The 20,133-nt window shown below is 64.9% G+C and carries 14 protein-coding genes and 1 riboswitch; of the genes, 4 read left to right on the top strand and 10 right to left on the bottom strand.

Annotated elements, in window-relative coordinates; all coding sequences use genetic code 11:
- Window positions 1–135: 135 nt before the first annotated feature.
- From QOL57_RS08960 to QOL57_RS08975, 4 genes are all read right to left on the bottom strand, one after another.
- Window positions 136–1,077 (bottom strand): FecR domain-containing protein, encoded by a 942-nt coding sequence (locus QOL57_RS08960; protein WP_089236707.1) that lies wholly within the window; start codon window positions 1,075–1,077, stop codon window positions 136–138.
- A gap of 103 nt (window positions 1,078–1,180) precedes the next feature.
- Window positions 1,181–1,681, bottom strand: a complete 501-nt coding sequence (locus QOL57_RS08965) for an RNA polymerase sigma factor (protein ID WP_089236708.1) — start codon at window positions 1,679–1,681, stop codon at window positions 1,181–1,183.
- A gap of 84 nt (window positions 1,682–1,765) precedes the next feature.
- The gene (locus tag QOL57_RS08970; RefSeq protein WP_089236709.1) at window positions 1,766–2,239 is read right to left on the bottom strand and encodes a hypothetical protein; all 474 of its coding nucleotides are present in this window, start codon (window positions 2,237–2,239) and stop codon (window positions 1,766–1,768) included.
- Window positions 2,239–2,724: a hypothetical protein gene (locus QOL57_RS08975; protein WP_089236711.1), complete on the bottom strand. Its 486-nt coding sequence runs from the start codon at window positions 2,722–2,724 to the stop codon at window positions 2,239–2,241. Before QOL57_RS08975 ends, QOL57_RS08970 begins: the two co-directional genes overlap by 1 nt.
- Before the next feature lie 185 nt (window positions 2,725–2,909).
- On the opposite strand from QOL57_RS08975, the gene ppa reads away from it, so the two are divergent.
- Both ppa and QOL57_RS08985 read left to right on the top strand, forming a co-directional pair.
- Entirely contained in the window at window positions 2,910–3,446 is a 537-nt protein-coding gene (gene ppa / locus QOL57_RS08980) for an inorganic diphosphatase (RefSeq protein WP_025874161.1), read from the top strand.
- 151 nt (window positions 3,447–3,597) lie between these two features.
- On the top strand, window positions 3,598–4,719 hold the full coding sequence (locus tag QOL57_RS08985; RefSeq protein WP_089236713.1) for an HDOD domain-containing protein: 1,122 nt from the start codon (window positions 3,598–3,600) through the stop codon (window positions 4,717–4,719).
- 187 nt (window positions 4,720–4,906) lie between these two features.
- Here the strand turns inward: QOL57_RS08985 and QOL57_RS08990 are convergent, their stop codons facing one another.
- The 5 genes from QOL57_RS08990 to thiC form a co-directional block, all read right to left on the bottom strand.
- Window positions 4,907–7,795, bottom strand: a complete 2,889-nt coding sequence (locus QOL57_RS08990; protein WP_176429833.1) for a TonB-dependent receptor — start codon at window positions 7,793–7,795, stop codon at window positions 4,907–4,909.
- Window positions 7,796–7,844: 49 nt separating this feature from the next.
- Complete coding sequence (locus QOL57_RS08995) at window positions 7,845–8,744, bottom strand: helix-turn-helix transcriptional regulator (protein WP_089236717.1); 900 nt, start codon at window positions 8,742–8,744, stop codon at window positions 7,845–7,847.
- A gap of 115 nt (window positions 8,745–8,859) precedes the next feature.
- Window positions 8,860–11,184: a winged helix-turn-helix domain-containing protein gene (locus QOL57_RS09000; RefSeq protein WP_089236719.1), complete on the bottom strand. Its 2,325-nt coding sequence runs from the start codon at window positions 11,182–11,184 to the stop codon at window positions 8,860–8,862.
- Between the two features lie 259 nt (window positions 11,185–11,443).
- Entirely contained in the window at window positions 11,444–12,115 is a 672-nt protein-coding gene (locus QOL57_RS09005) for an ion channel (RefSeq protein WP_089236721.1), read from the bottom strand.
- A 101-nt stretch (window positions 12,116–12,216) separates the two neighbouring features.
- Window positions 12,217–14,061: a phosphomethylpyrimidine synthase ThiC gene (gene thiC / locus QOL57_RS09010; RefSeq protein ID WP_089236722.1), complete on the bottom strand. Its 1,845-nt coding sequence runs from the start codon at window positions 14,059–14,061 to the stop codon at window positions 12,217–12,219.
- Window positions 14,062–14,154: 93 nt separating this feature from the next.
- A riboswitch (TPP riboswitch) is annotated at window positions 14,155–14,256 on the bottom strand.
- Window positions 14,257–14,523: 267 nt separating this feature from the next.
- On the opposite strand from thiC, the gene QOL57_RS09015 reads away from it, so the two are divergent.
- Entirely contained in the window at window positions 14,524–16,101 is a 1,578-nt protein-coding gene (locus QOL57_RS09015) for a BCCT family transporter (protein ID WP_089236724.1), read from the top strand.
- A 576-nt stretch (window positions 16,102–16,677) separates the two neighbouring features.
- Here the strand turns inward: QOL57_RS09015 and ggt are convergent.
- Window positions 16,678–18,339 (bottom strand): gamma-glutamyltransferase, encoded by a 1,662-nt coding sequence (ggt, locus tag QOL57_RS09020; RefSeq protein WP_089238095.1) that lies wholly within the window; start codon window positions 18,337–18,339, stop codon window positions 16,678–16,680.
- Window positions 18,340–19,127: 788 nt separating this feature from the next.
- Between ggt and ilvC the strand changes: the two genes are divergently transcribed.
- Entirely contained in the window at window positions 19,128–20,102 is a 975-nt protein-coding gene (gene ilvC / locus QOL57_RS09025; protein WP_089236726.1) for a ketol-acid reductoisomerase, read from the top strand.
- The last annotated feature ends 31 nt before the right edge of the window (window positions 20,103–20,133 follow it).

Here is a 20,133-nt window from a genome sequence, read left to right on the forward strand (position 1 = left end):
GCGGCATCATCCGCGCACGCGCGGACCCAACGACGTACGTGGCGGCGGCGGGTACGTTCGTGGATGAGACGCGTGGCGGCGTGCGATCCCCAAGACGGATGCGATGCATCCGCTGCATCCGCGGATGGCGTGGCGTTACCGGTGGACGATTGCCACACCCAGTGGCAGGCGGGTGACCTGCAGACCGGCGGTGGCCGCCAGCGCGTCCAGTGCCTGCTCCGGATGATCGACGCGCAGCGCCGCGCTGACGGCTGGAAGCGCCTGGAGATTGCCGCGCACGAACGTCGGCCCTGCGCGATAGCGACCGACCTCGTGCACGGCATCGGTCACGCTGGCCTGCTCCAGCAGCAGCTCGCCCTGTCGCCAGGCGCCGATGCTGTCTGCGGCAACGTCGGTCAGGCGCAGCACGCTTCGATGCTCGCCATAGCCCGCACGTTGCCCCACCTGCAGATAGGTCCAGCCGCCATCGACCGGACTGGCCACGCGTACGCGGCCCTGTCCGACTTCGGTCTCCACCCCGGCGGCAACGTGGGCAACCGTGAATGCGGTGGAGATGTCTTCCACCACACCGTTGCCAGCCGCGACGCTGAAGCGCCTCTGCGCATCGGGCGCCACGTAGAACCAGGCACGGCCACGCAGCAGTTCAATGCGACGACGCTGGTCATCGAAGTGCACGGCGATCGCACTGTCGGCATCGAGCACGGCACGGCTGCCATCGGGCAGATGCACATCCTGCACGCGGTGGTCGCTGCGATGATCCGCCTGCAGGCGCAGCCAGGCATCGGGCCAGACCACCAGCATTGCCAGCGCAGCGGCGGTGGCCATGGCCCAACGCAGCCGCCGCGGGCGACGCGCTGCCTGCCCGCGTTCGATGGCGACCGGACGCGGCCCCACACTGCGCCACAGCATGCGCTCATGCTCGAATGAACGCCGATTCGCAGGCTCGGCCAACCAGCGCTCGAACGCATCCATGCGCGCGTCGCTGATATCGCCGGACGCCAGGCACACGATCCAGTCCCTGGCCTGTTCGGCCACGGCATCATCGGCGGTGCTGCGGGGTGTCGGGGGCGGGCTCATCGGCTGGCGGGGGACACGATCAGAGGTGGGCGGAAGGACTAGACCGCATGGGCGGCCTGCGAATCAAGACGCACGGCGGGTGTCCGCCCCCAAGCCGGATCGTTCATCGACCGCTGCGTGCCCAGGCAAGCCGCTGCAGCGCAGCGCGTACGTGGTTCTCCACCGTGGTCACCGACACACCCATGCGCCGGGCGATGTCGGCCTGGGTCAGGCCCTGCAGGCGATTGAGATGGAAGATGGTACGCGTCGGCTCGGGCAGGTGACCGGCGGCATCGAGCACGCGCTGCAACTCATCCTGCGCCATCACCTGCTCCTCCGTGGAGATCTGCTCGTCCTCCTGCCACAGGTAGTGCTCGGCCAGCAGGCGGTTGCGCCGCGTCGATTCGCGGCCATGGTCGGTGGCGAGGTTGATGGCCAATCGATAGAGATAGGCGCGCGGATTGTCGATGCTCTGGCTGTTGTCGACCCCGCGCGCCTTGAACCAGACCGCCTGGATCACGTCTTCCGCCCCGCTGTCGCCACCGAGAATGCGCTGCACGCGCCGCAGCAGTGCCGATCGTTCGCGGATCAGCAGTTCGGTCAGGGTGACGGCGTTGGAGGACATGCGCGGCGACGGGGCAGACGGGGGCGGCGCGCATGCTACTCCGTTAATGCGAATAAATCACGTTTGCATTCACGAGCCACTGCATCAGAGACAGTCTGTCAGGCCGTCATAGACGCTCGTGGTCGTGCCGGGCAACGGGGCATCAATCGCCTCGTGCCCGGAAGCCTGCCAGACCTGGAGCAGCTCCTCCAGCCGGGTTGCAGGCGCCAGCGGCAACGTGCAGGCGTAGGTGCCATGGTCGACGTCGATCCGGCCGTCCTTCTGCACCCAGGTTTCGCTGCCAGCGAAGGTCCAGACGCAGCTGTCGACCACGCCTGTCGCGCGTTCCACCGAGCAGCGCAGGCGCATGGCCCACAGGTTGTAGTACTGCCCCTCACAGAACGTGTCGCCACAGACATCATCGAACCCGCGCACCAGCATCCGCTCGGCAGCGAGGAAGCGCTCCCGGCCGGTCGCGGGATCGGGATAGTCACGGGCGTCCACGAACGCCGGCGCCGCCTGCGCGGTTCCGGCCAGCAGCAGACCACAGAGCAGCCATCGTCCCGGGAAAGCACGCATCAGGCGCCCCTCCTCTGCAGGCAATCAGGCAGCACCTCGAACAGACCATGATCGAGCCCGGGCAGCGGCGCCATCAGGCCATCCGGCGCCTCCAGCGAGGCAAAGAAGGCTTCAACCGGCACCCCGGGCTGCATCTCCACCGGGCAGGTCCAGTGGCCGTTGTCGACCTGTACCTGCCCTGTGTCGGGTTGCACCGCCAGTTCGCTGGCCGCCAGCACCCAGACGCAGCGCTGCACCGTTCCCCGGTGGGCCAGCACGGCGCAGCGGAACTCCAGCACCCGGTAGTTGCTGTAATCGCCTTCGCAGAAGGTATCGGCGCACACCGCGGCGAATTCGCGGGCGAGCGCGTCCTCCAGCGCAAAGGCCCGTTCCCATCCAGCCTCGTCGGCAGGGTAGTTGATCAGGTCGACATGCGCCCCGCGTGCGAGCGCGGGCAGAGGCGCCAGCAGCAGGACGGCGCAACAGCACCAGCGGTTCCAGTTCATGGCAAGGCTCCTTGGTATGGAGCTCCAGCCTGCCGGGGCGGACTGGGGCGAACCCATCGGGGAACCCCGCTCAGGCCCCTCCGCCGGGGGAGAGTGCGCAGGTCGGCGCCGCCCTACCCTGCACAGCGACCGGCAAAGGCATAAAATGGCGAGCTATCCGTCTACACCCCCACCTGGAGCACACCATGGGTCTGGAACTCGTCTCGCCCGGCAAGAACCCGCCGGAAGAAATCAACGTCATCATCGAGATCCCGAAGGATTCCGAGCCGGTGAAGTACGAAGTGGACAAGGAAACCGGCGCGATCTTCGTCGACCGCATCCTGTCGACCCCGATGCGCTACCCCTGCAACTACGGCTACGTGCCGAGCACCCTGTGCGGCGACGGCGATCCGGCCGACGTGCTGGTGGTGCTGCCGCTGCCGCTGGTCCCGGGTTCGGTGGTGCGTTGCCGTCCGGTCGGCGTGCTGAAGATGAGCGATGAGGCAGGCAGCGACGAGAAGATCCTGGCCGTGCCGGTCACCAAGGTGTTCGGCGGCTACGCCCACGTGGAAGACATCGAGCAGGTGTCCAGCCACTGGCTGGAGCGCATCGGTCACTTCTTCGAGCACTACAAGGATCTGGAGAAGGGCAAGTGGGTCAAGCTGGACGGTTGGGGCGGCGCGGCTGAGGCCAAGCAGATCCTGATCGAGGCGCACCAGCGCCACCTCGACAGCAAGGCCTGAGACTGAACAGCATTGCTCCGGCGCACGGCGTCGGAGCGATGCGAGTCACGTTTCATGACGGCGGCACATCACCTTTGCCGCCGTATTAGGTAAATTGCGTCACTTCACACGTCGTCGACATCGACCGTCGAGACAGCCAGGGGAATGTGTCGTGCGTATTCTGCTTGTTGGGGATACAGCCAGCCTGCCGGCTGAGCTGACCGAATTCATTGCCGATCTTGGGGAAGACTGGCAGCCGCTGACCGCCACCGATGGCCATACCGCGATGACTGCGGTCGCCACCCAGGGCGTGGACGCGGTGATCGTCTGCCCGCAGTTGCCCGATCTCAACGCAACCACGTTGCTGGGACAGATCCGCACCTTGCGCCCGGAGACCATCCGCATCGCACTGGTCGATGCGCAGCATGGCAACCGGCCGCCGCCGGCACGCCTGATCGGTGTCGCCCATCGTTTCCTTCCGCTGCCATTGGCACCGGAAGTGCTGCTGGAAGCACTGACCAGCCTGGAAGAGCTGCGCGAAGTGCTGGACAGTCCACGCCTGCGCGATGCCATCGGCCGCATCGAGAAGCTGCCCTCGCCGCCGCATCTGTACCTGAGCCTGACCCAGGCATTGGAACATGACGACGACGCCGACAGCGCCGATGTCGCCAAGCTGGTCGCCGCCGACCCTGCGATCGCGGCCAAGGTGCTGCAGCTTTCCAATTCGGCGTTCTTCAGCCAGGGTCGCACCATCGCCGACCTGCGCACGGCCGTGACCCGCCTGGGCCTGGCGACGCTGCGCGATCTGGTGCTGGCCAGTGAAGTGTTCTCTGCGCCGACCTTGTCCGGCGCCGAGCGCAACTCGCTGCAGCAGCGTGCCTTGATGGCCTCGCGATTGGCCGCACGCCTGCTGCCCGACTCCAGTGCCGAACTCGGTGCCACCGCCGCACTGCTGGCCGACATCGGCCTGCTGCTGCCGGGCGTACGCAACGAGCGCAGCGAACCCGAGCTGGCGGGCGACGACCGCCCCGGCCATGCCGAAGCCGGCGCCTATCTGCTGGGCCTGTGGGGCCTGCCGATGCCGATCATCGAGGCCGTGGCGTTCCATCTGCAGCCGCAGCGCGCGAATACCCGCAGCTTCTGGGTGACCGGTGCGGTGCACGTGGCACTGGCACTGGTCAACGGCGATCCGGTGGATGAAGAGTATCTGCAGCGCGCCGGTGTGCTGAACAAGCTGCCGCAGTGGCGCGAGCACGCCAACAGCCTGATGGGGCTGGTGCCCAGCGACGCCTGAGGCGTAGCGGCAGGCGAGTGCGCAGGGGAGGAAAGGCAGGCCGGGTGGCCTGCCTTTTTTCGTTGTGCCGTTGTGCCGGAACGTTCATCCACGCATGGCGTGGATCTACCCAGTCGGTGCAGCGCGCAAACAAGAAAGGCGGACCTTGCGGCCCGCCCTCCTCTTTCTGCTGTCACGCTTCGATGGATCAGAAGCGCTGGGTGTACTTCATGTAGTAGTAACGACCGATGTCGAAGCCACCGTAGTACGAGAAGCTCGAGTTCGGCTGGCTGTACATGACCGGGCCTTCGTGGTTGAACACGTTGTTGGCACCGACCGAGACCGTGGCCTGCCACGGCAGGGTGTAACGCACCTGCACATCGTGGAAGGTGTTCGAACCGACCTTGCGGGTCGGCTGACCCAGGGTGTAGGCCGAGCTGAAGTCAGGCAGGTTGCACTCGGTGTCGTAGGAGCACGGCTCCTTCATGCTCGAGTAGTAACGCACCGCCCAGTTCACGCCCAGGTTGCCCAGGCTCCAATCGACATTCAGGTTCGAACGGACACGGAAGTTCGCACCCCAGTCACCGGTTGCCCAGCTGGTGTGCTGCTCGACCGGGGTCTCGGCTTCGTTGTCGCGCTTGTACTCGAGGTAATCGACGTAGGTGGTCTTCCAGTCAACCACGATCTTGCCGAAGGAGAACTCCGGCAGGCGGTACTTGATGCCCAGGTCGTAACCTGCGGTTTCCTGGTAACCACCGTTGATCAGGGTGCGGGTAACGTCGACCACCTGGTTGACGGTGCGGCCTTCGGTACCACGGCTGAAGCGGTCACACGCCGACGCCACGCCCAGCACGTAGCACTGGTTGAGGATCGAGGTCACCGACTCGGCGGCGATCACGTTGTCGATGCGGATCTTCCACCAGTCCAGGCTGACGTCCAGACCCTGCACGAAGTTCGGGCTGTAGACCAGGCCGGCCGTCCAGGTCTTGGAGGTTTCCGGCTGCAGTTCCGGGTTGGAACCGGATTCGAAGGCGCTGTAGGACTGGGTGCCCGGGCCGGTCGACTGTGCGCCACCAGAGGTGATCTGGCGGAAGTTCGCCGGAACGCCACGTGCGCCGCAGGCCGCGGCAACCGACGGGTTGCGCGAAGCCGAACCGAAGCTGCTGTCGCACGGATCGGTGTAGGCGTCGAAGGTCTGCGAGGTGCCGCCGTACATGTTGGCGATGTTCGGCGCGCGGAAGCCCGTCGAATAGGTCGCACGCACCAGCAGGTCGTCGATCGGCTTCCACTTCAGGCCGAACTTGCTGTTGATGGTGTCGCCGAAGGTGTTGTAGTCCGAATAGCGACCGGCCATGTCGAGCGACAGTTCCTTGGCGAACGGCATGTCGGCCAGCACCGGCACGTTCAGTTCGACGTAGAACTCGTCGAGCTTGTAGCTGCCCTTGGTCGGCGCGCCGGCCAGGTCGGTGCTCAGGCCCGACTGCAGCAGTGCATCCGGGTTGTACTCACCACTTTCCTGACGGTGCTCGTAACCGGCGGCGATGGCCAGGTCACCGGCCGGCAGCGTGAACAGCGAACCGGAGATGTTGGCGCTGTAAGCCTTGGTGGTGTTGGTGTAGGTGTCGTGGCTCGGCAGGAACAGGTAGGCCTGCAGTGCCGGATCAGCCAGCGAACCATTGCCGGTGGAGCCGTACGGTGCCAGCGGGTTCCACGGGGTGCAACCCGCGATCACCTTGCCCGGGGTACCGCAACGGGCAACGTCGCCGTCCATGAAGGACGGGCCGACGGCGTTCTGCACGTTCGGGATGAACAGGTTGCCGGTGCCGGTCTTGACGCCCTTGTTCTGGTTGTAGACGTAACCCACGTCCCAATCCCAGAACTTGTCAGCGAACTCGAACGAACCTTCCAGGCCGGCCGAGAAGCGGAAGGTTTCCTGCTCGGATTCGGTCTGGCGCGGGAACTCGGAGGTGCGACGGATGAAGTTCGCGTCCTTGCCCAGCGGGTTGTAGATGCTGTCGCCCGACAGCGGGGTGCCGTAGACCTCGGACTGGTACGGGTAGCCGGCAATCTGCGAAGTCGCGGTACGCTTGGTGTACAGCACGTTCGCGGTAGCGCGGATGTTGTCGGTCAGATCGTAGTTGCCGTTGGCGAACACCGAGCGACGGGTCAGCTTGTTCTGCAGCCACATTTCACGGCTGGCATTGGTGTAATCGCCGGTGCCGAATTCGCGGAAGTCGCCCATGCCGTTGCCGGCACCGGTATTGGCGCGGGTGTACCAGATGTCATCGTCGGCATCCTTCGGGGTGCCCATGTCATCGATCAGCACGCCCTGGTTGGATGCCGGCGACCAGCCGTTGGCATCGTCCGCGGTCGGGTTCGGATGGAAGCGACCGTTCGGGTAGCGGCTGAAGGAACGATCCTTGGCCTGGACCTCGTCTTCCTTGCTGTACTCGGCGCCGAAGGTGATCGAACCGCGCTCACCGGTCTGGCCGTAGACGAAGTTGTAGACCTGCTTCTGGCCGTCGCCCTGGCCGTACTGGCCACCGTAGACGCTGGCTTCCAGGCCGTCGAAGTTCTTGCGGGTGATGATGTTGACCACGCCGGCGATGGCGTCGGAACCATAGATGGCCGAGGCGCCATCGGTCAGCACTTCGATGCGCTCCACGACCGAGGTCGGGATCGATGCCAGGTCGGTGTAACCACCGGTGCTGGTGCCCATGCGCTTGCCGTCCAGCAGCACCAGGGTGCGCTCCGGGCCGAGGTTGCGCAGGTCGACGTACTGGCCGCCGACTTCTTCGCCCGAAGAAAGGGCATCGGCGCGGCTGATCGCCGGCGAACCGGTCGCCGACAGGTTCTGCACGATGTCGGCAACGCTGGTGAAGCCCTGCTTTTCAATGTCGGCGCGCTGCAGCGCGATCACCGGCTGCGCGGTTTCCATGCTCGCCTGACGGATACGCGAACCGGTGACCGAAATGCGGTCCAGGTCGGTCGTGCCGCCGGCAGCTGCGTCCTGCGCCGAAGCGAAGGACGGTGCCAAGGCAAGCGCAATGCCGGCCGGCAGCAAGCCGAGCCGCACTGCGGGAATACGAACGTTCATCAATCTCTCCAAGGTACGTGTTAGTAGCGTGTTAAAACGCCGTAGCACGTTACGATTGCGTTGCAGCGCTGTATTTGCGCGACACAACCGGAGACTTTGCGGAGTGTGGCGGAAGCTGTCCGTCGTTCTCGCGGAAGCGCGAGGCGGACTGGCCGTAGCGGGCGCGGAAGGCACGCGCGAAGCTGCAGCAGTTGTCGAAACCGCTGGCGGCAGCGACCTCGCCGACCATCATGTCGGTATCACGCAGCAGATCGGCCGCGCGCTCGAGGCGCAACCGTGCCGAAAGCGACTGCGGACTTTCCTCGTACAGGCTCTGGAACGTCTTGGAGAGATACCAGCTGGAGAAGTTGGTCAGCTCGGCCAGTTCGCCGATGCGCACCACGCGATGGCTGTTGCCTTCCAGATACAGGCGCGCGCGCTGCATGCGACCGAACACCTGGCGCTTGCGGCTGCGCGAGCGGCCCGGGCAACGCTGTACGTTGTCGGCCAGGCTGCGCTGCAGACCGGCCAGATGCAGCAGCAACGGACGCAGTACCTGCGCCGGCTGCCCGCTGGCGAGGGCGTCACGCCACAGGCGCAGTGCCACGCGTGCATCGGCACGGTTCATCAAGCCGCGACCGGCGTACAGGCCACAGTCGGCCATCTCGGTCAGCACGCGCAGCGCTTCGACATTCAGGTTCAAACCGACGCACAAGCCATTCCGCCCCGCCTGGACCAGCGGCCTGGACTCTTTCTCGAAGGCGATCCACTCGCCCTGGCGAAGGCGGAACCGTCCTTCCTTGGCTTCCACCCACGAGGTACCGCGCACCTGCATCCAGACGCTGAAGCTGGTGCCGGAGGTCTGCAGGCTGCCGAGGCGGGCAACACCCATGCAGGTCGGCGCGACATCGTCGATCGCCTTGTCGAGGGATACGGTTTGGCCACGATCGGCCAGCGAGAGTTGACGCATGAGGGCACCACGGATTTGCCAAGTACAGGCCTCCGTTTTGCCAAATCAGGCGGCAACGCGTCAGGAAAGACTGCCGAGATCGCCACGAATTCGCGGCGAGATCGTCACGAAGAAATTACGAAGGCCCTTTCTCGTTCAATATCAGCAACTTGGAGAATGCAGGGAACAGCGTTGGCGGTTGTTCGGGGAGTCGCATCACGCCAATGTCGGCGCCATCGCTGATGGCCAGTGCCAGGTACAGGCTGTTTCCGTCGGCGCTGGCGCTGAGTCCATTGCCCGCGCTCAGGCGCTGCGCGTCCAGGCAGCGCTCCGCCTCTTCGCGTCCGGACTGGATACGGACCAGCGTCGTGCCACAGCTGGCACTGCTGCCGAGGTAGTCGATGCTGCCGTTGCCGGCCACGGTCCAGGTCCGGTAGCGCCAACGGCTCGGCCGGTCTTCACTGACCTGCTGCACGCTGGCCGGGGTCAACGCCGCGTCCACCGACCACAGCCCGCCGGCTGCCAGCCGGGTGAACAGCACACGCCCGGTACTGCGGTCGAAACGCGCCTGCGACACGCCTTCCAGGCTGGCCAAGCGCCGCCATGGCTGCGCGCTGCGGTCGAACAGGCTCAACCGGGTGTGCTGGTCGGCGTCACGTTCAACCACCAGCAGCTGCTCCGCATCTGCACCGTACAACGCCTGCAAGGGCTGCTCTGCGGGAACCGGAAGACGATGCAGCTGCTCATCGCGCGGTGCGATCTCGTAGACCACGGCTTCGCCATGCTCATCGCGGCCCACCACCAGCAGATGCCGGCTGTCGGCCGACCAGTCGGGTGCCTGCCGTGCTTCCGGCTTCAACCCTTCGATCGGCCGCAGCGACTCCGGCCGCTGCATGTCGGCCCACCACAACGCGAAGCTGCCGGAGCGATCGGAACTGAACACCAGTTGCCGTCCATCCGGCGCCACCATCGGTTGCCCATCGCGGCCACTGGAGGCGAACAGTCGCTCGCCCGCACCGCCCTGCGCGGGCATCCTGAACACGCCGAACTGCGCGCGCCGATGCACGAAGGCCAGCATGTCGCCGCGACGGGAGACGGCTGGCCACTGCGCATCGTCGAGCCCGGCGTCGCGCAGCGTGCGGCGCTCGACGTCGAGGTAGTACAGGCGCGCTTCGCTGTCCACACGGCGACCAAACACGATATGTCGACCGTCGCCCAGCCATGCCCAACCGCGCAGCTCGGCCGATTCGGTCGTCAACTGCTCCGGCGTGCCACCGCTGGCAGGCATCCGCCACAGGTCGCCCAACTGAGGGTTGCGGACAAACACCAGCCATTTGCCATCCGGGGAATAGCGCGGGGCGTAGTCGAAATCATCTTCATCGACCGCGTAGTCCAGCGCCCGCCATTGGCCGGTGGCCAGATCGAGCACACGGATGCCGCGATGGGCGTAGCGACCGACCATGCTGCCGAAGACCAGGCCACGGCCATCGGGCGTCCAGTCGAAACTGAGCAGCTCGGTGCCGTCGCAGCGCGTGGCCTGGCGCACGGCGCCGCCTGTGGCACTGGCGATCAGCACCTGGCAGCTGGCATCGGCACCAAAGCGGGCGAAGGCGATTTCGCGGCCATCGGGCGACCAGTTCGGGAAACGGTCGCTGGCACCTGCCGGCGGCGAAAGCAGCTGGCGTGCGGGCGCGTTGCCGGAGGTCTGCACCTTGATGGCGTTGCCGCCCTTGCCATCGTCGTTGGCGCCTTCGTAGGCGACCTGCGATCCGTCAGGCGAAAGTGTGGGATAGGTCTCAAAACCGGCTGTGGCGGTAATCAAGCGATACGGCCGCTCAGGGCTTCCGATCACCCGCGTGCCGTTCTCCACTGCCGCATCCACCGGAGAATTCACCGGCGCCGGGCGGCGCAGCAGCAGCACGCTCAACACCACCAGTGCCAGCAGCATCACCACGCCCAGCGCCAGCAGCAGGCGACGGCGGAGACGCCGCCAGCGGCGACTGCCGCGTTCAACCACGGCCGCGCCGGCATGGGCGACGGCGTTTGGCGCAGGCAGCTGCGATGCGTTCGATTCCTCTGAAGGAGCGATCGCATCGGTCTCGTGGTCCGCCAGCGGCTGCACCGGCACCAGCAGGCGGTAGCCGGTCTTGGCAATGGTCTCGATATACGCCTGGCCATTGTCGTCGTCGACGCTGAACGCCTTGCGCAGCTGCGTAACCGCCTGGGTCAGCACATCGTTGGTCGGCAGCGTGTCCGGCCACACCTCGGCGAACAGCTCGTCACGGGTCACCACCCGCCCCTGCTGCCGCATCAACATGCGCAGCACGCCCAGCGACTTGGGCGTCAAACGTCGTGTACGGCGCGCACCTGCAACTTCAACCTCACGCGAGGACAAAGTAACGATGCACTCGCCGACGCGGACGCGGTCGGATTCAGGCAACTGGATTTCGCTGTTGATCATTCGTTGCTATGGGGTTGAAACAGGCCGCGAACACTGTTTACCAGCGATCCATTCCCATCCTTGGCATAGCAAGAAGCCAGATTCCGCACAAAGCATCGGCGCATACCGCAAAAAAAACGAAGCCTCCGGATATTAGCCTATGCAGGTTACCTCGCCTATCGCGTGGTCGACATCAGGCTCTCTCTCGCCGACGCATTCACATAATAAGCATCATCATTCGCGCCCTTTTGGGCGCGATATTTTTATCTGGCGTTCATTTTCAGAAGCGTTTCAGCATGGTCAGGCCGACCAGGCGCGAAACCACCAGCGCTACATACATGACGCCGGAAAACTGCTCCAGCATCACCAGCGCGCGGGCCTGCGGATGCAGTGGTACGACATCACTCAGCCCGACTCCGGACAATAAGCTGAAGCTCAGATAAAGCAGCTCCATCCACGTGCGCTGCGTTCCACCAGTGGCGCCCTGGAAACTGCCCGGATACCACTGCTGACATACGGCAAAGGTAAAAGCGAATGCCCATGCCAACAACGTGAACGTGGCACCGGCGGCGAACAGCTCGTCGCGGGTCACCTTGTGGTCCTGCAGCATGTAGGCGATCAGCGCACCAGCGGTATAGAAATACAGCAGGCTTTCCAGCAGTTGTGCGGTGATGCCCAGTGCCGGCCGGTCGAGCAGGGCCGCGGAAAGGGAAAACACCACCGCCGGAATGGCCAGCACCAGCGCCAGCCAGGTTCCCAGCGGGCTGCGCTGCACTACCCACAGGGCCAGGCCGAGCACGGCCATGCCAAACACCCCTACAGCCGCGCGCCCGGCAGCGGTTTCGTCCAGCGCCGGGTACAGCAATACCGACAGCAGCTGAGCCCCGAGCAGCCAGGCAGAGGGATGACGGCGGGCGATGGCCAGCCAGCGGGTGGTCACGGCAATGGGCATGGTTCCTTGTCCCCGGGGAACGATGGGCCGAGGATAGCGGCATGTCCGTGAGATGGGTGATGGGATGACGCCGGGCATGACCCGGCGCCGCCCATCTGCGATCAGCCCTGTTGGTAGACCTCGGCGCCGGCTGCACGGAACTGTTCGGACTTCTCCTGCATGCCCTTCTCGGCGTACTCGCGCACGTCCTGGGTGATCTTCATCGAGCAGAAATGCGGGCCGCACATCGAACAGAAATGGGCCAGCTTGTGCGCGTCCTTGGGCAGGGTCTCGTCGTGGAATTCCTTGGCCTTCTCCGGGTCCAGGCCGAGGTGGAACTGGTCGTCCCAGCGGAACTCGAAGCGTGCCTTGCTCAGTGCGTTGTCACGCACCTGCGCACCCGGGTGGCCCTTGGCCAGATCCGCAGCATGGGCGGCAATGCGATACGCCATGATGCCGTCGCGCACGTCCTGGCGGTTGGGCAGTCCCAGATGCTCCTTCGGGGTGACGTAGCAGAGCATGGCGGTACCGAACCAACCGATCATTGCCGCGCCGATCGCGCTGGTGATGTGGTCATAGCCCGGCGCGATGTCGGTGGTCAGCGGGCCGAGCGTGTAGAACGGCGCCTCGCCGCACTCGCGCAGCTGCTTGTCCATGTTCTCCTTGATCAACTGCATCGGCACATGGCCGGGACCTTCGATCATCGTCTGCACGTCGTGCTTCCAGGCGATCTTCGTCAGCTCGCCCAGCGTTTCCAGCTCGCCGAACTGCGCCGCATCGTTGGCATCGGCGATGCAGCCCGGGCGCAGGCCATCACCCAGCGAGAAGGTCACGTCGTAGGCCTTCATGATTTCGCAGATGTCTTCGAAATGCGTGTAGAGGAAGTTTTCCTTGTGGTGGGCCAGGCACCACTTGGCCATGATCGACCCGCCGCGGCTGACGATACCGGTAACGCGCTTGGCGGTGAGTGGCACGTAGCGCAGCAGCACGCCGGCATGGATGGTGAAGTAGTCCACGCCCTGCTCGGCCTGTTCGATCAGGGTGTCGCGGAAGATCTCCCAGGTCAGCGCTTCGGCGCGGCCGTCGACCTTCTCCAGCGCCTGGTAGATCGGCACCGTACCGATCGCCACCGGCGAGTTGCGGATGATCCACTCGCGCGTTTCGTGGATGTGCTTGCCGGTGGACAGGTCCATTACCGTGTCACCGCCCCAGCGGATCGCCCACACCAGCTTTTCCACTTCCTCGGCAATGCCCGAGGACACCGCGCTGTTGCCGATGTTGGCGTTGATCTTGGTGAGGAAGTTGCGGCCGATGATCATCGGCTCGCTTTCCGGGTGATTGATGTTGTTGGGCAGCACCGCACGGCCGCGGGCGATTTCGTCGCGCACGAATTCCGGGGTGATGAACTGCTGGATCGACGCGCCGAATGCTTCACCCGGATGCTGCTGCAGCAGTGCGGCATCACGGATCGCCTCCAGCCGCTGGTTCTCGCGGATGGCGACAAATTCCATTTCCGGGGTGATGATGCCGCGGCGCGCATAGTGCATCTGGGTAACGTTGGCACCGGCCTGCGCGCGACGCGGCAGGCTGCGCGCGGGGAAGCGCACCGGATCCAGCTTGGGATCGTGCTCACGCGCGCGGCCGAACGAAGAGCTGAGGCCATCAAGCTGTTCGGTGTCGTTGCGCTCCTCCACCCAGCCGCGACGCAGTGCCGGCAGACCGGCAGACAGATCGATGCGCACGTCCGGATCGGTGTATGGGCCGGAGGTGTCGTAGACGGTGACCGGCGCGTTCTCTTCGCCACCGAATACGGTGGGCGTGCGGGTCAGCGCGATCTCGCGCATCGGCACCTGCAGGTCCGCGCGCGAGCCGGGCACGTGGATCTTGCGCGAGCCGGGTATGGGCCGGGTCACGGACTCGGAGAGTTGCTGGGCCTGTTGCTGCAGGGCAGAGAGCTGTGCGTTCATCGGGCATCGTCCAGGAAGGTCAGGGACGAAGCGGCGGCGCACTGCATCCGCGCACGGACGGCACCAAGGCGGTCCTTGGGCGGGGTCGGGGCACGGCTGCATTGCAAAGCTTCCCTACGCCGGTATGAGCCGGATCAGGTTCCAAGGGACTATCTCAACCGTGGCCACAAGGCCGCGGTACCCCCGCTTCTTGGTGCGCATTAGAGCATAGACCGCCTGCCTCCGGAGTTGCCTCCGGGGTCAGATCCGTTTTCCTGCGGAAAACGGATCTGACCCCAATTGCCATTCGTTAACAGAACCGTGACGTCGCATTCAGTAACGTGCACGCGCACCGCACCGTTGCAAGCGGTGCTTTCCCTGCCGCCATCGCGGCTCCTGTCCGGTGTGCGCACGCTGTCGCCGGCCCACTCCCCGCAAGCTTTTGCTCGCTCCCCTCAATCCCTTGATCGGAGAAGCTCCTTCATGGTGTTTCGCATTTCCATCGCACTGGTGCTTGCCCTGGTGCTGCTGGCCGGCCTCGCGCCCGGCCCCTTCAATACCGTCGTGCAGGCGGCGCTGGGCGATGTCATCCGCAGCGTCGGTTGGCTGTACCTGCTGGTCGTATTCCTGGCACTGGTATTCCTGATGTACCTGGCGTTCGGCCGCTTCGGCAACCTGCGCATCGGCGGCGAAGACGCCGAGCCCGAGTTCTCGCGCGCCAGCTGGATGTCGATGCTGTTCGCTGCCGGCATGGGCATCGGTCTGGTGTTCTGGGGAGCTGCCGAGCCGATCTCGCACTTCACCAAGCCACCGGAAGGCATTGAACCGCAGAGCATGGACGCCGCGCGTGCATCGATGCGCTATGCGTTCTTCCACTGGGGACTGCATCCGTGGGCGATCTACGCGCTGATCGGTCTGGCGATGGCCTGGTTCCAGTTCAACCGCAATGGACGCGGACTGGTCAGCGATATGCTGCAGCCGATCATCGGTCGCCACCACCGCGGCTGGATCGGCCGCGTCGTCAACATCGCGGCGGTGGTTGCCACGGCGATCGGCGTGGCGACGACGCTCGGCTTCGGCACCATCCAGATCGCTGCGGGCGTGGAGCGCGTGTTCGGCCTGGAGGCTACGGTGCCGGTGCAGATGACCATCATCGCCATTGCCTTCGTGCTGTACATGGCTTCCACCGCCAGCGGCGTGGAGCGCGGCGTGAAGTGGCTGTCCAACTTCAACCTGGCGCTGGCGGCGTTGCTGGCCGCAACCGTACTGGTGCTGGGGCCGACCGGATTCATCTTCGATACCTTCACCACCACGCTGGGCTCCTACCTCAACCAACTGGTGACCATGAGCCTGCGCATGTCGCCGTTCTCCGGCAGCACATGGGTGGCCGACTGGACGATCTTCTATTGGGCCTGGTGGATTTCCTGGGCACCGTTTGTGGGCTCGTTCATCGCGCGCATCTCGCGGGGCCGCAGCGTGCGCGAATTCGTGATCGGCGTGGTGCTGGCACCGACGCTGCTGGGTTTCTTCTGGTTCGCCGTGTTCGGCGGGACGGCCTTGTGGGCGCAGATCTTCGGCCACGCGGATCTTGTACAGGCGCTGGGCAATGGTTATGAGACGGTGCTGTTCACCCTGTTCGACAGCCTGCCGGCGTCGCTGATGCTGTCGGCGGTGGCGTTGGTGCTGCTGATGATTTTCTTCGTGACCTCGGCCGATTCGGCGGTACTGGTGTTGGCCAGCATGTCCACCGACGAAGCCGGCGATCCGCCGCTGAAGCGCAAGCTGGCGTGGGGCATCGCGGTAGCGTTGATTGCGGCGGCATTGCTGCTGGCCGGTGGGCTGGATGCGCTGCAGGGAATGATCACGATCGCCGCGTTGCCATTCGCATTGCTGATGGTGCTGGTGATGGTGTCGCTGTACCGGGTGCTTGACCAGGAGTACACGCGCGAGCGCCGGCAGACGCAGCGCCAGCGACGCATGATCGATGCGTGGATCGCACGCGAGATGGCAGCGCAGGAAGAGACCCAGGCGGAGGCGGCGCGGGCGCAGGATTCGGATTGAGGGTGTTTTGCAGCCTGCGGCTGCACCGCTTTTTTCAAGCAAGAGCAAGTTCAGAAGCCAGAGCGGCTCTGGGTTTCTGCTGGTTGGGCGAGGCGGTGTGGGTGGGCAGGACACGCCGTAAACCCATCCCTGGGGGCTCGATGGCGCCATCCATGGCGCCAACGGTCCTGCCCACCCACACCGCCCCACCCCCGACAGTTTCCCGCGGCCGGTAGGTGTCGACCTTGGTCGACACAATCTATCCACGCCATGCGTGGATGAAGGTGTATCGGAAAACACGAAGGGGTCGGATCCGTTTTCCTCTGGAAAACGGATCCGACCCCAACCCAAAGCGCGCGGCTGTTGCCTTTGCTTTTGCTCTTCTTCTTTCTATTCCTGCGGTGGCGGCCGCAGGAAACTGTCAGGGGCCGGGCGGGTGGGCTGGGCGGGGGTGTCAGCCGCATGGATGCGGCTGCCAAGCCTACAAGGACGTACTTGCGGCGTCCCCCGACCAGCCCACCCGCCCGGCCCGATTACATGATCCCGCTTCTACGAACCCCCACCGCAGAGGGGGCTCAGCCCGGTGGCCGGAAAACCTCAGTACCCCGCCGCCTGCCCATCCTTGCGACTCTCCGACGCGCCGTAATACACGCCCGTGTCCGGATCACGCAGGATCGCCTGGTAGCCGCCGTACGGACCATCGGCAAACACCACGCGGTGTCCCTTGCGCATCAACGCACGCACCGTCTCGTACGGGAACCCGGTTTCCAGATTGACCTCGCCACCATCGGTCATCGCCGTCGCCTGCCCGGTCGGCTCGGTCGAGCCCTCGTGCTGGATGCGCGGCGCATCGCCGGCTTCCTGCAGGTTCATGCCGAAGTCCACCAGGTTCATCACGATCTGCGCGTGCCCCTGTGGCTGCATCGCACCGCCCATCACGCCGAAACTGGCGTACGGCTTGCCGCCCTTGGTGATGAAGGCCGGAATGATGGTCTGGAAAGGACGCTTGCCCGGTGCGTAGCCATTGGGATGGTTCTTCTGCAGCACGAACATCTCGCCGCGATCCTGCAGGATGAAGCCAAGCCCCGGCGGCGCCATGCCGCTGCCCATGCCGCGGTAGTTGGACTGGATCAGCGACACCATCATGCCGTCGGCGTCGGCCACGGTCATGTAGATCGTGTCGCCCTCTTCCAGCTGCTTCGGCGTACCCGGCTGTACTTCCTTCAGCGCCTTGTCCATCGAGATCAGCGCGCGGCGCTGCGAGGCGTACTCCTTGGAAATCAGCTTCTGTACCGGTGCCGGCTGGAAGGCCATATCGGCGTAGAAGCGCGCACGGTCGGCGAAAGCGAGCTTCTTTGCTTCCACGAACAGGTGCACGTGCTCGGGCGAGCCGAACGGAATCTTCGAGAAGTCGTAGCCTTCCAGCACGTTGAGGATCTGCAGCGCGGCGATACCCTGGCTGTTCGGCGGCAGCTCCCACACGTCATAGCCGCGGTAGTTGCTGCTGACCGGCTCAACCCACTCGCCATGATGGTCGGCCATGTCCTGGTAGCTCAGGTAGCCGCCATTCTTCTTGAAGTAGTCGCCGATGGTGTGGGCAATGTCGCCCTTGTAGAAGGCATCACGCCCGCCGTCGGCAATCTTCTGCAGGGTGTCGGCCAGGTTCGGGTTCTTCCACATCTCGCCCTTGCGCGGGGCGTGGCCGTCGACGGTGAACTGTTCCCTGAAACCCGGATACTGCGACAGCTTCGGCACCGAGCGATCCCAGTAATAGGCGATCACTTCGGCAACGGGATGACCCTCGCGCGCATAGCGGATGGCCGGCGCCAGGTTGTCGGCCATCGGCTTGCGGCCGAACCGGTCGTGCAACGCGAACCAGCCATCCACTGCGCCCGGCACCGATACCGGCAACGGGCCGGTGGCCGGAATCTCCTTCAGGCCCCGGCGCTGGAACTCGGCCAGGGTGAGCGACTTCGGCGAGCGGCCGGAGCCGTTGTAGCCGTAAAGCTTCTGCGTCTTCGGGTCCCACACGATGGCGAACAGGTCACCACCGACGCCATTGCCGGTGGGTTCCATCAGGCCCAGCGCTGCGTTGGCCGCGATGGCGGCATCGACAGCGGAGCCACCGCCCTTCATCACGTCCAGCGCGATCTGGGTGGCCAGCGGCTGCGAGGTGGCGGCCATCGCATGCGGGGCGATCACCTCCGAACGGGTGGCGAAGGTGTGGCCGGTGATGCGGTCGGCAGCCTGGGACAGCATGGGCACGGCAGCCAGCACGGCAGCCGCCAGCAGGGAACGGGCAAGACGTCGGGACACGGTCGGGTTCCGATGGAAGGGTGGTGACCCGATCTTCGCTGCTGCGGCGATCAGGGGCCATCGGGCATAGGTCATGGACGACAGTCCTTTGGTGGGTGCGGACCTTGGTCCGCACTGCTTTCGGCTTCGATGACTCCGGCGCGGACCAAGGTCGGTAACTACCAAGGCGAAATCACCCGGAATCCGCGCAAAAAACCCATTGAAAAGAGTGAATTCGGGTTCACCGAAACACTTTCAGCGGCAACCATCCTTGTGCCACAAGCGATTGCACTGCATGCAGCGGAAACTGACAGGAATATCGCTGCGAGGGTTGACAGCGCCGAAACGGCTGTGGTTTTCTCGATCACATGTTGCATCACAACACGCCACCGCGAACCCACATCGAAGCCGCCGATACCGGCGCCGCCTCGCTGCGTTCGATTCTTGTGCTCGTACTTATTACCCAACCAACAGGTGCGGGACGAGCCAGCGTGTAAGCAACAAATACACCGGAACTCTTCAAAACCCGCACCCGCCCAGGTGCGGGTTTTTTCATTTCAGGACCTGGTTTCAGACGCAACCACCATGACCAACGCCCATCGCACACCCCGGACCCGCTGCACCACGAATCCTCGTGGTGGCAGTACCTGTGCGACGCGCGGCGCTGCCCTCCCCGCTTTTCCCTGACCGGCCGGTACGTCGATTCGACTGCCGGCCGTCTTTTTTCTTCCCACCCGCAAGGAACCTCCCCCATGAGCACCAACGAACTGCCCCAGACCAAGATCGCCGTCATCGGCTACGGCAGCCAGGGCCGCGCGCACGCGCTGAACCTGCGTGAATCCGGCTTCGATGTGGTGGTAGGCCTGCGCCCGGGCGGCCCCACCGAGGTCAAGGCGCAGGCCGATGGCTTCACCGTGAAGGCACCGGCTGATGCGGTGAAGGACGCCGACCTGGTTGCGGTGCTGACCCCGGACATGGTGCAGAAGAAGCTGTACGAGGACGTGCTGGCGCCGAACATGAAGCAGGGTGCGGTGCTGCTGTTCGCGCATGGCTTGAACGTGCACTTCGACATGATCAAGCCGCGCGAAGACCTGGACGTGGTGCTGGTCGCGCCGAAGGGCCCGGGTGCACTGGTCCGTCGCGAATATGAGATCGGCCGCGGTGTGCCGTGCATCTGGGCGGTCTACCAGGACAAGAGCGGCAAGGCCGCCGAGTACGCCCTTGCCTACGCAGGCGGCCTGGGCGGCGCGCGCGCCAACCTGATCCAGACCACCTTCAAGGAAGAAACCGAAACCGATCTGTTCGGTGAGCAGGCGGTGCTGTGCGGCGGCGCTTCGGCGCTGGTGCAGGCGGGCTTCGAGACGCTGGTGGAAGCCGGTTACCAGCCGGAAATCGCCTATTACGAAGTGCTGCACGAACTGAAGCTGATCGTCGACCTGTTCTACGAAGGTGGCATCTCGCGCATGTTGGAGTTCATCTCCGAAACAGCGCAGTACGGCGACTACGTCAGCGGCCCGCGCGTCATCGACGCCGGTACCAAGGAACGCATGAAGGAAGTGCTGAAGGACATCCAGGACGGCACCTTCACCAAGAACTGGGTGGCCGAGTACGAAGCGGGCCTGCCGAACTACAACAGGTTCAAGCAGGCCGACCTGGAGCATCCGATCGAGAAGGTAGGCAAGGAACTGCGCGCCAAGATGGTCTGGTTGCAAGGTCAAGCCGCGTAACAACGCGGCACCCCCACCCGCTCTGCAAGGT

The sequence above is a fragment of the Stenotrophomonas sp. yr243 genome, assembly GCF_900184195.1.
Classification (GTDB): Bacteria; Pseudomonadota; Gammaproteobacteria; order Xanthomonadales; family Xanthomonadaceae; genus Stenotrophomonas; species Stenotrophomonas lactitubi.

Coding starts and splice junctions, on each gene's coding strand:
- QOL57_RS08960 (WP_089236707.1), bottom strand. CDS start 1,077: ATGAGCCCGCCCCCGACACCCCGCAGCACCGCCGATGATGCCGTGGCC.
- QOL57_RS08965 (WP_089236708.1), bottom strand. CDS start 1,681: ATGTCCTCCAACGCCGTCACCCTGACCGAACTGCTGATCCGCGAACGA.
- QOL57_RS08970 (WP_089236709.1), bottom strand. CDS start 2,239: ATGCGTGCTTTCCCGGGACGATGGCTGCTCTGTGGTCTGCTGCTGGCC.
- QOL57_RS08975 (WP_089236711.1), bottom strand. CDS start 2,724: ATGAACTGGAACCGCTGGTGCTGTTGCGCCGTCCTGCTGCTGGCGCCT.
- ppa (WP_025874161.1), top strand. CDS start 2,910: ATGGGTCTGGAACTCGTCTCGCCCGGCAAGAACCCGCCGGAAGAAATC.
- QOL57_RS08990 (WP_176429833.1), bottom strand. CDS start 7,795: ATGAACGTTCGTATTCCCGCAGTGCGGCTCGGCTTGCTGCCGGCCGGC.
- QOL57_RS08995 (WP_089236717.1), bottom strand. CDS start 8,744: ATGCGTCAACTCTCGCTGGCCGATCGTGGCCAAACCGTATCCCTCGAC.
- QOL57_RS09000 (WP_089236719.1), bottom strand. CDS start 11,184: ATGATCAACAGCGAAATCCAGTTGCCTGAATCCGACCGCGTCCGCGTC.
- QOL57_RS09005 (WP_089236721.1), bottom strand. CDS start 12,115: ATGCCCATTGCCGTGACCACCCGCTGGCTGGCCATCGCCCGCCGTCAT.
- thiC (WP_089236722.1), bottom strand. CDS start 14,061: ATGAACGCACAGCTCTCTGCCCTGCAGCAACAGGCCCAGCAACTCTCC.
- QOL57_RS09015 (WP_089236724.1), top strand. CDS start 14,524: ATGGTGTTTCGCATTTCCATCGCACTGGTGCTTGCCCTGGTGCTGCTG.
- ggt (WP_089238095.1), bottom strand. CDS start 18,339: ATGCTGTCCCAGGCTGCCGACCGCATCACCGGCCACACCTTCGCCACC.
- ilvC (WP_089236726.1), top strand. CDS start 19,128: ATGAGCACCAACGAACTGCCCCAGACCAAGATCGCCGTCATCGGCTAC.